This is a genomic window from Kitasatospora sp. NPDC048239 (genome assembly GCF_043202015.1).
Classification (GTDB): Bacteria; Actinomycetota; Actinomycetes; order Streptomycetales; family Streptomycetaceae; genus Kitasatospora.
Genome location: NZ_JBICZP010000018.1, coordinates 24,025 through 38,401, shown reverse-complemented (window position 1 = coordinate 38,401; position 14,377 = coordinate 24,025). Strand labels below are relative to the sequence as shown.

Genomic DNA, 14,377 nt, shown 5'->3' with positions numbered 1-14,377 from the left:
CCGTGCCGTCGCTCCCCGGGCCCGCGCCGTTGCCGGCCCCCGGCCCCGGCCCCGCAGCCCGCCGACCGGTACCCAGCCCCTCACCTGTCGTCCCCGCATCCACCGTCACCGTCTGACCTCGTACCTCGCGAGAGGCCTCCCGACCCGTGGTCCGCGGGGCCTCGCCTCCAAGAAATATGTCGACCGGTCTACATAGCTCCTGATGGGCGGCGCCCCGCCGTCCACTGCCCTCGAATATGTCGACCGGTCGACATATTCGTTCTCCTGCTGTGGCATTGCCGTACTCCAAAGCCCTCGAATCAATAGACCGGTCGACATATTTACCCGGGCCGGCGCGCCTTCCCGCCCCTTTCATGTAGACCGGTCTACATATTTCACCCGCCGATCGCACGCCCCTCGCCTCCGCCAGCTCCCTCCTCGCCCCGGCCGCGTTCCCCTCGCTCCCCACTCTCAAAGCAGCCCTCCCCGCCCTCCCCGTTCCTCGCCGGAGTGGGAAGTCGGCCGGTCCGACTTCCCACTCCGAACCTCCGCTGCACCGCCCGCCCCTGAGCCACCGCCGGACCTCTCCACCCCTCTGCCCACCCCTCCGCCCGCCCCGGCAACGCGCGCCCGCGCCCCGTGCGCCGCCAGGAACGCCTCCACCGCCGCCGGCCAGCCGAACTGTTCGGCCTGTGCGCGGGCCACCGCCCGACGGTCCGCCTCCGGCCGCGACAACAGTTCGCGAACCGCCTCGGCGAACCCCGCGCCACTGTCCTCGGCCGCCACGCCCGCCGGGCCGACCAGCCCGGGGAGGGCCGAGGACCGGCTCACCGCCACCGGAGTCCCGCAGGCGAGCGCCTCCATGGCGGCCAGGCCGAACGTCTCCACCGGTCCGGGCGCGAGCACCACGTCGGCGCACCCCAGCAGCCGGGCCAGAGCCTCGCGCCCGCCGACGTGCCCGAGGAAGTGCACCGGCAGCCGCAGCCGCCCGGCCTGGGCGGCGAGCCGCTCCCGCAGCGGTCCCGTGCCGGCCACCGCCAGGACGACCGGGAGGCCGCCCGAACGCAGCAGGGCCAGCGCGTCGAGGGCCCGCTCGGGCCGCTTCTCCGCCGACAGCCGCGAGCAGAGCACCAGCAGCACCTGTTCCGGCTCCGCGTACTGCGCCCGCTCGTACGCCCGCGCGGTCGGTGCCGACGGGCGCATGGCCTCCAGGTCCACGCCCAGCGGCGCCCACGCCAGGTTTCGCACACCCAGCCGGTGGAATTCGGCGGCCGCCCAACCGGTCGTGCAGACCACGGTGTCGAACGCCTGCGCGGTGCGGGCGTTGAGCCGGTCCGCCGCGGCCCCGGCCAGCGCGCCCGGGAGGCCCCAGGTGCGGAGGAGTCCGGCGGCACTCTCGTGCGACACCATCACCGAGCGCACACCGTGCCGCCGGGCCCAGGCGCCCGTCCAGCGCAGGGTGGTGCGGTCGGAGACCTCCAGGCGGTCGGGCGCCAACCGTTCCAGCTCGCGCGCCACCGCCCGCCGGTCGGTGAGCAGCCGGTAGCCGCCGCTGCCGGGCAGCACTGGTCCGGGCAGGGTGACCACCAGCCCCTGCCCACTCTCCTCCTCCACCCGCGCCGCTCCCGGCACGACCAGCACCGCCTCGTGCCCGGCGGCCCGGTAGCCCGCGCCGAGGTGTCGCAGCGCGGTCCGCAGCCCGCCCGACACCGGGGTGACGAAGTTCGCCACCCGGACTATTCGCAGCCCGTCCGTCGTACTCACGCCGCCGACTCCTCCGCCACTCCGTGGGGAGCGCCACCGGGCCGCACAACCACCACGGCCGGCCAACGCGTCAAGCCCCGCCCGACCCTCGCCGCGCACCGCCCCCTCATGCCGGCAACTCCTCCGCCACCACCGGCTGCACCACAGCGGGGGCCACAACAGGACCCACACCAGGGGCCGCAGCAGGAGCGACGGCAGAGCCGACCGCAGGAGCCACGCTCGGCGGTGCGACCGGCACGGCCACGCCCCGGTGCTCCGCCAGGACCTCCGCGTAGTGCCGCAGCAGAAGGTCCCCGACCGCCTCCCAGGTGCGGGCCGTCACCTCCGCCCGCCCGGCGCGCCCGTACGCGGCCCGCAACTCCTGGTCCCCGGCCAGCGCCGCCACCGCCCGGGCCACCGCCCCGCCGTCCCGGGGCGGGACGAGCAACCCGGTACGGCGGTGGGCGACGAGGTCCAGCGGACCCCCGGCAGCCGGACCGATCACCGGCACCCCGCTGGCCATCGCCTCCTGGATGGTCTGGCAGAAGGTCTCCAGCGGGCCGGTGTGCACGAAGACGTCCAAGGTGGCGAAACAGCGGGCCAGTTCGTCCCCGGTCCGGCGGCCGAGGAAGACGGCGCCGGGCATCGCGGCCTTGAGCCCGGGCGCGCTCGGCCCGTCGCCGATCACCACCACCCGGACCCCGGGCAGCGCCGAGGCCGCCGCCAGCAGGTCCACCCGCTTCTCGGGCGCGAGCCGCCCGACGTACCCGACCAGCACCTCCCCGCCGGGTGCGAGCGCCCGGTGCAGGGCCTCGTCCCGGTGGCGAGGGTGGAAGCGGACGGAGTCCACCCCGCGCGGCCACAGCTGGACCCGGGGGACGCCGTGCGCGGTGAGGTCCTGCGCGGCGGGCGTGGACGGCGCCAGGGTGCGGGCGGCCGCGGCGTGGACCGTGCGGATGCGGTGCCAGGCGGCGGCCTCGCCGAGACCCCGCCCCGCCCGGTACGCGTGCGCGTAGCCGGCCAGGTCGGTCTGGTAGACGGCGACGGCGGGCACGCCCAGCCGGGTGGCGACCTGCATGCCGCGCGCCCCGAGCACGAACGGACTGGCCAGGTGGACCAGATCGGGCCGGTGCCCCGCGACGGCGGCCGCCAGCCGCCGACTGGGCAGCGCGATCCGGACCTGCGGGTAGCCGGGCAGCGGCATGGACGGGATCCGCACCACGGGCAGTTCCCCCACCCCGTCCCCCGCCCCGAAAGCCGGTTCCCCGGCCTCGGAGCCGGCCGTGGAGCCGGCCTTGGAGCAGGTGTCGGCGCCCGTACCGAAGGTGTGCGGCGGGCACTCGGCGCCGCGGGCGGGGGCCGGGGTGATCACGAGCGGTTGGTGGCCCCGGCGGACCAGGTGCTCGGCCGTCCGCAGCACGCTGTGGGCGACTCCGTTGACCTCGGGCGGGAAGGATTCGGTGACGATGACGACGCGCATGTCAGAGTTCTGTCCGTACCCGGCGTGCACGCGGCCAAAGGGATCTGTCGTACAAACGAACGCGGGTCGGCGATTTGTACCGCCGACCCGCGTTACCGCCGACCTGTCGGCCCGTCGATCACGGACCGCAGAAGGCAGACCGCCCGCGACCCCGTCTCGGGCGGGGCCGCACGGGACCTCAGGCCGAGCCTGCCGTCTCCTTGAGGTCCGCATAGGGCGCGAGCTTCCGGAGCGACTCGATGCTCTTGATGCAGTCGTCCCGACTCTCGTGCGGGTCACCGGTCACCACGACGGTCCCGTTGCTCGCCTTGAGCCTGAACCGGTGCATCCCGGTCTCGTCGGTGTAGAGCTCGAACTTGCCTGCCATCGCAGTAGACACCTTTCGTTCAGGGAGCCCCCTCGAACGGCAACGTAGGCCCAAAGCCCTTCTGCCGCTTGTCAGATGAGGCATTCGGGTTTCCGCCAAACGGGTAACGACCGCTCCGGACGGCCGCGCGACCCCCCGCCGAGCCCCGCCTCGCCCGAACCCCGCCGCGGCCCGCCGGCCACCGCCCGCGCCGTACCTTCACCGTGATCGACATCCACCAACTCGCCGACGCCCGGCTCGATTTACCCGGAAGGAGTGAGGCGCGGGGCGACACGCCGAGCGGGCCGCCGCCGCCCTGCCAGGATCAGGGACCGCACCAGCAGCCCGCCCCCCGCAGAGTGCCGCCCGGCACCGCTGCCACCCGAGTACGTCCACCGCCAGGCCGCCACCACCCACCGGCCGCCCGGCAGTCCGGCCTGCCCGTGCACACCTGCCACCCAGCCGCCGAACCAGGGAGCAACGTGACCAAGCCCAGCGTGAAACAGACCCCGACCCCGCGGGCCCCCGAGCCCGAGGAGCACCGGGAGGAGTTCCGCTCCCGCTACCACGGCGACAAGCGCCGGGAGGCCGGGGCGTCGATCTCCACCATCGCCATGCTGCGCCGCCTGCCGCGGCTGATCCGCCGCGCCATCGCCCTCGCCTGGGCCGTCGACCCGCGTTCCACCGCGCTCCTGCTGCTCTGCCAGGCCGCCTCCGGCGTGTTCGGCGCGCTCGCCCTGTACTCCACCACCGACACCCTGGCCGCGCTGCTCGTCCCCGGCCCCGTCGCCGGGCACCTGCGGGACGCCGCCTCCCCGCTGACCGTCCTCACCGTCGCGGCCGTCCTGCGCGCCGTCCTCGGCATCGCCGTCACCACCCTGTCCAGCCGGGTCGCACCCCGGGTCAACCGCGAAGCCGACCTCGCGCTCATCGAGGCCGGGTGCTCCGCCGAGCTCGCCGCCTACGACGAACCGTCCTACGGAGCGAACTGGGAGGCCGCCGACCGGGGCGCCGCCACCACCCCCGACCTGCTGTCCAACGCGCAGGACGTGATCGCCTCCGCCGTCTCCCTGATCGCGGCGGCCGGCGTCCTCGCCACGCTGCACCCCCTGCTGGTGCCCTTCCTGCTGCTCGGCTCCGTCCCCACCGGCGTCGCCGCGGTGCACACCGCCCGGATCCACTACCTCGCCACCGTGACGACCAGCGAGGAACGCCAGGCCCTGCGGATCTACCGCTGGTACCTGATCGACAAGGGCCGGGCCGACCAGGTCCGCTCCGACCAGGTCACCCCGTTCATGATGCAGAAGTACCGGCAGACCGAGGCCCGGATCGTCGCCGCCACCGACGACGCCGGGCGCAGGGCCGCCAAGGTCTCCCTCCTCGCGGCCGTCGGCACCGGCGCCGGGTCCGCCCTGATCTGGGGCACCCTGCTGTTCCTCTTCTCCACCGGCCGCATCGACCTCGCCGCCGCGGGCTCTGCCACCTTCGCGCTGCGCACCGCGGCCGGCGGCATCCAGGGCATGGTCGGGCACGGCGCCCGCCTCTACCGGATGGGCCTGTACCTCGACGACTTCTTCCGCTTCCTGGACGAGGCCGGCGGCCACCGCATCGCCCGCGGCAGCGCCGTGCCCGGACCGCCGAAGACGATCCGGGTCACCGACCTCACCTACGCCTACCCGGGCGAGCAGCAGAAGCCCGCGCTCCGCGGAGTCACCCTCACCCTCTCCGAGGGGGAGATCGTCGCCGTGATCGGGCAGAACGGGAGCGGCAAGTCGACGTTCCTCAAACTGCTGTCCGGCCTGTACCTGACGCAGCCCGGCGGCGGGTCGATCACCTGGGACGACGTGCCGATCGAGCTGCTGGACGCGGACGCCCTGTGGCGGCATGTCGCCCGGGTGCCCCAGGAGTTCGCCCGCTGGCCCCTCCCGGCCGCCGAGAACCTGCACCTGGGGCACCACGACGGGGACCCCGCCGAGGCGGTGGCCGAGGCCGCCGGGCTCACCGGCTTCGACGAGGTCGTGGCCCGACTGCGGTCGGGTTGGCGCACCCTGCTGGCGCAGGGCTGGCTGGGCGGGGCCGAGTTGTCCGGCGGCGGCTGGCAGCGCGCCGCCGTCGCCCGGGCCTTCTACCGCACCGCCCGCCACCCGGGCCTGCTCATCCTCGACGAGCCGACCTCGGACCTCGACCCCCGGGCCGAGCACAGGATCCTGCACGCCCTGCGCGGCTTCGCGGACGGCCGGATCACGCTGCTGGTCACCCACAATCTCGCCAACGCCCGTCTCGCGGACCGCATCGTCGTCATGGACCAGGGCCGCATCGTGCAGACCGGTACCTGGGACCAGCTCGCCGACCGCCCCGACGGCCTCTTCCGTGAACTCCTCGACCTCCAGCGCGACCGCAGCATCCCCGGCCAGCGCCGGCGGTAGTGCCGAGGCCCCGGGCGCCCGCCACCCCGCGGGCGCCCGGGGCGCGTCGGACAGCCGGCCGGGTTCCGTCCCGGCCGCCGTCGCCAGGACCGCCCGGTCACATGTGGGCGCTGATCTCGCCGCCGGTGCTGAGCACGATGTAGACGCCGTTGGCGACCGCTCCGGCGTCCTGCTGGTTCGCCTCCAGCGTGCCGTTCACGGCGTTGTCGAGGCCGAGGATCTGCGCACGGTACCGGAGTTCACCGAGCTTCGTGACCTTGGCCGTCCAACCGCCCGCGAGCTTGAACGTGCCCGGACCCTGGTGCCCGCCGCCCATCCAGGAGTGGACCTGGCCGTCCAGCGAGAGCACGATGAACATGTCGTTGGCGTCCAGCCCGGCGTCGGAGCCGTTCGTCTCCAACGTGGCGAGGACATCACCCTTGTTGACGATCCTGGCGACGTAGCGCTGGGCCCCGACCTCCTGGACCTCGGCCGTGCTGCCGTCCACCAGCGGCACGTTGTGGACCGGGCCCTTCGCCTTGGCCGTGGCGGCCGGTGCGGTGGCCCGGGGCGAGGCGGGCGAGGCGGGAGTGGCAGGCGGGGCGGCAGGCGGGACGGCCGACGGGGTGGCGCTGCGCGCGCCCGTCGCGGTGGCCGGAGCGGCGGTGGCCGGAGCGGTGGTGCCCGGCGCCGAAGGGGACGCAGGAGCGACCGGAGAAGCAGGCGCGGAGGCAGAGGCGGCCGCAGTGGCAGCAGCGGTCCCGTGCGCATCGGACGTGGAACTGCAGGCTGTCGCGGCGGGGACGATCAGAGCGGCTGCCAGGACGGTGCAGGCCAGCGTCCGGACGGAGGTCGCGCGTCGGGTCGTCGAGGGGGACATGAAGGTTCTCCTGAGCGAAGTACGGCTGCGGGCCCGCACACCGCCCGTTCCGTTCCCCCAGGTGCAGGAACCGCGCGGGCGGTGCGGCGGCTTGCACGATCGAACCTAGTGCGAACAATCGACGGAATAGGGCGTTCCGTGTCACCGGACTGCAACCGCCGGGGCGGGCCCGCGCCCGCGCCGGGGGTCCACGCCCCCGGCGCAGGCCGTCGTCGGCCAGGACCTAGCCGGCCGTCAGAGGGTAGTGGTCGGAGAGGTCCTGGTAGGTGTAGCTCTTGCCCCAGCTGCTCACCGTCCACGGTGCGCTGTGGGAGCGGACCACCGTGTTGGTGTAGGCGGTCGGCCGCGCGTGGTCGGCGCGGTAGAGGACGTAGTCGAGGTCCTCCTTCGGCTCACCGGGGTACCGGTAGGCGGCGATCGAGTTGTCGACCGTGTCGAAGGAGTACGGCCAGCCCGTCCGGGTGTCGGCCGGTGCGACGTTCGCGTTGGCGAGCAGCGCGGGGTACTCGGAGCCGTGCGAGTCGATGTTGAGGTCGCCCGCGATCAGCACCGGCTCGGCGGCCGGGATGTTCTTGCCGTCGATGAAGGACCGCATCGTCTGCAGCTGCGCCGCCCGCACCGCCGCGGGCTGTCCGGCCGAGCAGCCGGTGTCGGTGGACTGCAGGTGCGTGCCGATGACGTGGGTGCGTACGCCGTCGACGTTCAGCACGGCGTAGACGAAGCCCTTGTTCGACCACCAGTCGCTTCCGCACGCGTCCTTGAACACGTACTGCTCCTTGCGCAGGATCGGCCACTTGCTGAGCAGCGTCACCCCGCCGTCCTCCGGGGTGGAGGAGGAGAAGCTGCCGCCGGTGGCGTCCCAGCCGCTGGTGGAGCGGCCGACGACCGGCGTGTGGTACGGGTACGCGGCGGAGGCCTGCGCGGTGAGCAGGTCGGACGCGGCGTTGTCGAAGGCCTCCTGGAGCACGACCACGTCGTGGCCCTGGAAGACGTCGGCGGCGGCGATCGCCCTGGCCCGGTAGTCCTGGCCCCAGTTGGGGTACAGGTTCTTGCTCATCAGGAAGACGTTGTACGTCAGGACGTTGAGCGCCGGTACGGCGCCGAGAGCACCGGCGGCGGGCGTCACGGCGGAGGGAGCACCGGCAGCGGACGCGTCGGCGGCAACGGCAGGCGCACCGACGGGAGCGGCCGAGGCGCCCGGCGCGGCGGCCAGCGGGGCGAGCAGGGCGGCGGCGGCCGCGCACGCGGCGGCGAGTCGCGGACCGCGACGGAGGGTGGCGGGAGTTGGCATGTGCGCAGTCAACGCGCCGTCGACCACGCCCGGCAAGACATCTGACGAGAACCGTGTGAACTCATCGGTAACTCAGAGATGTTTGGCCAACTCCCCTTCCTCTCGATCGACTTGCCTGGACAACTTGCCCGGCCACCACATGTGCCGGTCCAGGTCCATGGTCAGCGCCGTCACCAGCACCGAGCGCACCACCAGGGTGTCCAGCAGCACCCCGAGCGCCACCGCGAAGCCGATCTCGGCGAACCCCACCACCGGCAGCGTCCCCAGCACCGCGAAGGTGCTGGCCAGGATCAGCCCGGCCGAGGTGATCACCCCGCCGGTCGCGGCCAGCCCGGCCACCGCGCCCTTCCTGGTCCCGTGCTGGGCGGACTCCTCCCGCACCCGGGTCATCAGGAAGATGTTGTAGTCGATCCCGAGCGCGACCAGGAAGACGAAGACGAACAGCGGGAACGCGCTGTCCTCGCCCTCGAAGTGGAAGACGTGCTCGAAGAAGAAGGCGCTGATGCCGAGCGCCGCCGCGTAGCTCAGGACCACCGTCGCGATCAGCACCAGCGGCGCGGTGACCGCCCGCAGGAGCAGCGCCAGGATCACCAGCACCACGCCGAGGACCAGCGGGATGATCGCCCGGTTGTCGTTCGAGGCGGCCCGCCCGGCGTCCAGGATCACCGCCGTGCTGCCGCCCACCTTGGCGTCCGCGCCGGGGACGGCGTGCACGTTCGCACGGACCCGGTCCACGGTGTCCTTGGCGGCCTGGCTGTCCGGCGGATCGGCCAGCGTGGCCTGGAACAGCGCCTGCCCCTCGTGCGTCACGGGCGCCGAGGTGCCCGCCACGCCCGGCGTCGCCTGCGCCACGGCCCGCACGGTGCCCGCGGTGTCCGCCGTGCCGATGATGGTCAGCGGGGCGCCCGTCCCGCCGGGGAAGTGCTGCTCCAGCACCTGCTGGCCGACCACCGAGTCCGGCGTGCCGGTGAAGGAGCCGGCCGTGCTCAGACCGGTGGCGTTCAGCGACACCAGTCCGACGCAGCAGGCCGCCAGTGCCAGCGCGGTGCCCACCCACACCTTGCGCGGCCGGGCGCCGATCCACCCGCCGATGTGCGCCCAGCGGCCGGACCTGGTCGGCTCCGGCGTCCCGTACCCGGGCTTGACCGGCCAGAACACCCAGCGGCCCAGGATCACCAGCAGGGCCGGCAGCAGGGTCGTCATGGCCGCCAGGGCCACCACGACACCGATCGCGCAGACCGGGCCGAGGCCGCGGGTGGAGTTCATCTCGGCGACCAGCAGACAGAGCATCGAGGCGATCACCGTCGCCGAGGAGGCCAGGATCGCCGGGCCGGCCCGGTGCAGGGCGAAGGCCATCGCCTCGTGCCGGTCCTCGTGGCGTCTCAGCTCCTCGCGGTAGCGCGCGGTGAGCAGCAGCGCGTAGTCCGTCCCCGCACCCAGGACCAGCACGATCAGGATTCCGGCGCTCTGCGCGTTGACGGTGAGCCCGCCGTGCTCGGCCAGCAGGTAGATGACCGCCTGCGCGACCACCAGCGCCCCGGCCGCGGAGACCAGCGGCAGGGTCCACAGCACCGGGCTGCGGTAGGTCAGCAGCAGCAGGACGATCACGACGCTGACGGTGGCGAACAGCAGGGTGCCGTCGATGCCCGCGAACGCCTCCGCCTGGTCGGCGCCCACCCCGGCGGGGCCGGTGACGTGGGTGGCCATGCCGTTGCCGTCGGCGTCGGCGGTCGCGCGCAGGCTGTCCACCGCCGGCCGCAGGTCCTGCCAGCCGCCGGTACCGATGTCGATCGGCACGATGGTCTGCATCGCCTGGCCGTCCGTCGACACCACGGGGCCGATCACCGGGCCCACCACGTGCGGGGCGGTGGCGAAGGCCGCCGCGTCCCGGGCGGCCTCGGCCCGGTCGGCGATCGTGATCCCGCTGTCGCGCTGGTACACGACCACGGCCTGTGCGGTGTCCACCGGCTGGAAGGCGCGCTGCTCGTTGAGGACCTGGGTGGACTCGGCGTTGCCGGGCAGCCAGCTGGAGGCCTGGTTGTCCTCCGCGTCTGTGAGTTTGCCGGCCAGCGGGCCCGCCACCACCAGCAGGACCAGCCACAGGGCCAGCACCACCCACTTGCTGCGCCGCCCGCACGGCAGTGCGGCCAGTCTCCGGATCGGGCTCATCGGGAAACCCCCAGGGCCTCGGGCATCACTCGTTCCAGACTCCCACCGCCCCGGCGACCCGGCAGCCCGGGAGGTCGGCCCCGGTACGGCCGGGCCGCACCCGGCGCAGTCCGACAGCGAGTGCCTAGGCCAGGACGGCGGCCCGCTCGCGCAACTCCTTGAGCAGCGCGATGTCCAGCGCGTGGCCGGCGCCGTCGCCGCCGTGCTTGCGGTCCGGGGTCTCGACGATCAGCGGGACCCCGGCCGTCTCCGGGTGCTCGAACAGCTCCCGGAACGGCTCCGCGCCGATCCGTCCGGCACCGATGTTGGCGTGGCGGTCCTTGCGCGCACCGACCACGTCCTCCGAGTCGTTGGCGTGGATCAGCCGGAGCCGCCCCGGCCCGGCGGCCGCGACCAGCGCGTCCAGCGCCTCCCGGACGCCGCCGGGGGCGGCCAGGTCGTGGCCGGCCGCGAAGGCGTGGCAGGTGTCCAGGCAGACCCCGACCCTCGGGTGGCCGTCGAGCGCGTCCACGTACCCGGCGAGGTCCTCCATCCGTGAGCAGAGCGAGCTGCCCTGACCGGCCGTCGGCTCCAGCAGCAGCCAGGGCGCCGACTCGCCGAGCGCGTCCAGCTCCTCCAGCAGCGGGCGGACGTCCGTACGGACCTGCGCCATCGCCTCCGCGCGCCGGGAGCCGCCGCCGGGCGCCGAGCCGACCGCCGAACCGGTGTGCACCACCACGCCCAGCGCACCGATCGCGTGCCCGCGCAGCAGCGAGTGCCGCAGCGAGGCGACCGAGTGCTCCCGGGTCGCCGTGCTGTCCGAGCCGAAGTTGATCAGGTACGGCGCGTGCACGTACGCGGGGATGCCCTGCTCGGCGCAGGCGGTCCGGAACTCCTCGTCCTGCGCCGGATTGCCCGGGGGAGTGGCCCAGCCGCGCGGGTTCGCCACGAACACCTGGACCGACTCGGCACCCACCCGCCGCGCGTACGCCAGACCCGTCCCGGCCAGGCCCCGGGCCGCCACCGGCACATGGGCGCCGATCGGGTTGCGGACGGTCACCACGGACGGCGAGGCGGTCGGCGGAGCGGTCGGCGGGGTGGCGGGCGGAGCGGCGGCGTTCATGGCCCCGAGCATGCCACGCCGGCCCGGCCCCGCCGGCACCGGGCGGCGCTGCCGCCACCAGGCCTCCTCCTTACCCGATCGAGTGAAACCCGGGCCCCGACGTTAGGTCGGGAGGCCCTCGGGTAGTCGCCATCCGTGACCGATCCATGACTCAAAGGAGCCATCCATGGCCACGGCCGAGCCCGTCGAGACGGTGGACCTGCGCGCCGCCCAGCTGGTGGAGGACCCGTTCGCGGCCTTCTCCCGGATCCGCGAACGCGCCCCGCTCGCCCGCGGCACCATCCCCGGGGTCGAGCCGGTCTGGATCGCCACCCGCTACGAGGACGTCCGCGCCGTGCTCACCGACCCGCGCTTCGTCAACGACGCCGCCAACGTGCCCGGCGCCGCGCCCACCCACCGCACCGCGCAGGTCTGGCGGGCCCGCGGCCTGCCGCCGGAATGCGAGCAGTACCTGCGCGCGGGCGTCTTCGACGCGGACGGCGCCGAGCACCGGCGCCTGCGCGGGTTGGTCCACCCGGCCTTCACCGCCGGCACCGTCGGCCGGCTGCGCCCGCGGATCGAGCGGCTCGCCGAGCAGTACGCCCGCGCCCTGCGGGAGCACGCGGACGAGGAGGGCGTCGTCGACCTGATCGCCCACTTCGCCTACCCGCTGCCCGTCACCGTCATCTGCGAGCTGCTCGGCATCCCCGAACCGGACCGCCCGCAGTGGCGCGAGTGGAGCTCCTACCTGGGTCGCGGCGCCGGGCCGGGGCTGGACGATGCGCTGCGCGCGATGATCGAGGCCGCCCGGGAGCTGATCGACCGCCGCCGGGCCGAGCCGGGCGACGACCTGATCTCCCAGCTGGCCGCAGCAGAGGGCGACACGCTCGATCCGGTCGAGACCGTCTCGCTGATCCTCAACCTCATCGTCGCCGGCCACGAGACCACCGCCACCCTGATCGGCAACGGCATGGCCGCGCTGCTCGCCCACCCCGGGCAACTCGCCCTGCTGCGCGCCGATCCCGGTCTGCTGCCCGCCGCCGTCGACGAGCTGATGCGCTGGTGCGGCCCGACGCTCGGGGCGCTGCCGCGCTACGCCACCGAGGACGTCACCCTCGCCGGCACGCTGATCCGCAGGGGCGAGGCGGTGATGCCGATCCTTGCCGGGGCCAACCACGACCCCCGGGTGTTCGCCGAGCCCGAGCGGCTCGACGTCTGCCGGGCCGCCGCGCCGCACCACGAGGTCCACCTCGGCTTCGGCCACGGCGCCCACCGCTGCATCGGTGCCGCACTCGCCCACGAGGAGGCCGTCGTCGCCTTCGGTGCCCTGCTGCGCGGCTACCCCCGCCTCGCCCTCGCCGTCGACCCGGGCGCCATCGAGCGCGGGCCGAACCCGGTCGCCTGGCACCTCGCCGCCCTGCCCGTTCGCCTCTGACGCTCCACCTGTGCCTGCGCCTCCCCGCTTCTGACCCTCCGCCACCCCCGTCGCACCGCCCCGTCCCGCCTGGCCCCGTCCCGCCTGGCGCCGTCCCGCGCCCGACCGCCCCCGCGGTCGGGCGCGTCGCCATGCCCGCCGCCGAGCCCGCCCACTGCCACCGCAGCCCGCCCGCCCGCCGCTGCGGCGCTGGCATGCCCGCCCCGTTCAGCCCCACACCCGCAGGCCCGTTTTCACCCGCTCGCCCGCAGGGCTACCACCACTGGCCGACGCCCCGTCAGTCCCGCAGCCCAGCCCTGGTGGCGGGCCCACCGGTGCGCCCATAGCGTCGATTCGGCCGACAGTCCCACCGGCCGTCATCCTCCGCTCACATCGCGTCACCGCGCCGGCGTCCCCGCGAGCGCGTAAGAAAGCAGGTCACCACTCATGCCCACGCGACGGGTCCACCACCTCGCCGCGGCCACCGCCGCCGCCCTGACCACCGCTCTGACCACCTCGCTCGTCACCCTCGGCACCGCGCCACCGGCCCACGCCGACGCCCTGCACCTGGTCCAGCCGGGAGAATCGATTCAGCAAGCCGTCGACGCGGCCCAGCCCGGCGACACCGTCCAGCTGCTGCCCGGCACCTACCGGGGCAGCGTCCGGATCACCACCGCGGGCCTCACCCTGCGCGGCGCGGGCGGGGGGAGCGTGATCACCCCGGGCGACACCGCAGACGGCAACGCCTGCGCCGCCGCCGGCCACGGCCTCTGCGTCGTCGGTACCGAGGGCCACCCCCTCGCCGACGTCCGGATCGAGGCGCTGGCCGTCACCGGCTTCCGCAAGAACGGCATCGACGCCAGCGGGACCACCGGCATGACCGTCCGCGCCGTCCAGGTGCACGACAACGGCCAGCAGGGCATCAGCCAGGAGCGGTCCACCCGGGGCGTGATCGTCGGCAACGAGTCGACCCGCAACGGCCAGTCCGGCGTCTTCCTCGCCAACAGCGTGGACAGCGAGGGCGGCGCCCTCAGCACGGACGGCACCGTGGTCAGCGGCAACCTGCTCGCCGACAACCGGATCGGCGTCACCGTCCGGCGCCTGCGCGACCTGAGCGTCGAGCAGAACGAGATCCACGGCAACTGCGGCGGCGTCTTCATCGTCGGCGACGAGGGCGTGCCGCGCGCGGGCGCGCTGACGGTCACCCGCAACCGGGTGGTCGCCAACAACAAGTACTGCCCGCCCAACCCCCGGCTGGACTACATCCAGGGCACCGGCATCCTGCTCACCGGCGCCGAGCAGACCACGGTGACGGACAACCAGGTCCGCGACAACGTCGGCGCCTCGCCGATGTCCGGCGGCATCGTGCTCTTCCGCAGCGTCGTCGGCGTGGCCAACGCCGACAACACCGTCACCGGCAACCTCGTCGTCGGCAACGGCCCGGCGGACCTCGCCGACCGTGACACCGGTACCAGCAACTCCTTCGCACGCAATCACTGCGTGGTCTCCGAGCCGGCCGGCCACTGCTGACCCGCCCTCACCCGGACCCGCCCGGCCCGGCCTGACCAGGCCGGGCCGCCCCGAGTCCA

At 74.3% G+C, this 14,377-nt stretch carries 10 protein-coding genes; 3 read left to right on the top strand and 7 right to left on the bottom strand.

All coding sequences use genetic code 11. The annotated features are described in order from the left end of the window. Positions 1-450: 450 nt before the first annotated feature. The 3 genes from ACGFZP_RS33720 to ACGFZP_RS33710 form a co-directional block, all read right to left on the bottom strand. On the bottom strand, positions 451-1,743 hold the full coding sequence (locus ACGFZP_RS33720) for a glycosyltransferase (RefSeq protein WP_392940224.1): 1,293 nt from the start codon (positions 1,741-1,743) through the stop codon (positions 451-453). Positions 1,744-1,849: 106 nt separating this feature from the next. After that, positions 1,850-3,202, bottom strand: a complete 1,353-nt coding sequence (locus ACGFZP_RS33715; RefSeq protein ID WP_392940222.1) for a glycosyltransferase family 4 protein — start codon at positions 3,200-3,202, stop codon at positions 1,850-1,852. A 178-nt stretch (positions 3,203-3,380) separates the two neighbouring features. Further along, the gene (locus ACGFZP_RS33710; protein ID WP_392940221.1) at positions 3,381-3,569 is read right to left on the bottom strand and encodes a YegP family protein; all 189 of its coding nucleotides are present in this window, start codon (positions 3,567-3,569) and stop codon (positions 3,381-3,383) included. 461 nt (positions 3,570-4,030) lie between these two features. On the opposite strand from ACGFZP_RS33710, the gene ACGFZP_RS33705 reads away from it, so the two are divergent. Continuing rightward, positions 4,031-5,974, top strand: coding sequence for an ABC transporter ATP-binding protein (locus ACGFZP_RS33705; RefSeq protein WP_392940220.1), 1,944 nt, complete (start codon positions 4,031-4,033; stop codon positions 5,972-5,974). A gap of 97 nt (positions 5,975-6,071) precedes the next feature. On the opposite strand, the gene ACGFZP_RS33700 is transcribed toward ACGFZP_RS33705, so the two are convergent. The 4 genes from ACGFZP_RS33700 to ACGFZP_RS33685 form a co-directional block, all read right to left on the bottom strand. Further along, positions 6,072-6,833 (bottom strand): hypothetical protein, encoded by a 762-nt coding sequence (locus ACGFZP_RS33700; protein WP_392940218.1) that lies wholly within the window; start codon positions 6,831-6,833, stop codon positions 6,072-6,074. A 223-nt stretch (positions 6,834-7,056) separates the two neighbouring features. Further along, positions 7,057-8,124: a sphingomyelin phosphodiesterase gene (gene sph / locus ACGFZP_RS33695; protein WP_392940216.1), complete on the bottom strand. Its 1,068-nt coding sequence runs from the start codon at positions 8,122-8,124 to the stop codon at positions 7,057-7,059. Positions 8,125-8,196: 72 nt separating this feature from the next. After that, positions 8,197-10,293 carry an MMPL family transporter gene (locus ACGFZP_RS33690; RefSeq protein ID WP_392940214.1) on the bottom strand — a complete coding sequence of 699 codons (2,097 nt, stop codon included), beginning with the start codon at positions 10,291-10,293 and terminating at the stop codon, positions 8,197-8,199. Between the two features lie 124 nt (positions 10,294-10,417). Continuing rightward, positions 10,418-11,395 carry a deoxyribonuclease IV gene (locus tag ACGFZP_RS33685; RefSeq protein ID WP_392940212.1) on the bottom strand — a complete coding sequence of 326 codons (978 nt, stop codon included), beginning with the start codon at positions 11,393-11,395 and terminating at the stop codon, positions 10,418-10,420. A 166-nt stretch (positions 11,396-11,561) separates the two neighbouring features. Between ACGFZP_RS33685 and ACGFZP_RS33680 the strand changes: the two genes are divergently transcribed. Both ACGFZP_RS33680 and ACGFZP_RS33675 read left to right on the top strand, forming a co-directional pair. Continuing rightward, positions 11,562-12,809 carry a cytochrome P450 gene (locus tag ACGFZP_RS33680; RefSeq protein WP_392940210.1) on the top strand — a complete coding sequence of 416 codons (1,248 nt, stop codon included), beginning with the start codon at positions 11,562-11,564 and terminating at the stop codon, positions 12,807-12,809. A gap of 426 nt (positions 12,810-13,235) precedes the next feature. Beyond that, positions 13,236-14,318 (top strand): nitrous oxide reductase family maturation protein NosD, encoded by a 1,083-nt coding sequence (locus tag ACGFZP_RS33675; protein WP_392940209.1) that lies wholly within the window; start codon positions 13,236-13,238, stop codon positions 14,316-14,318. Positions 14,319-14,377: the final 59 nt, after the last annotated feature.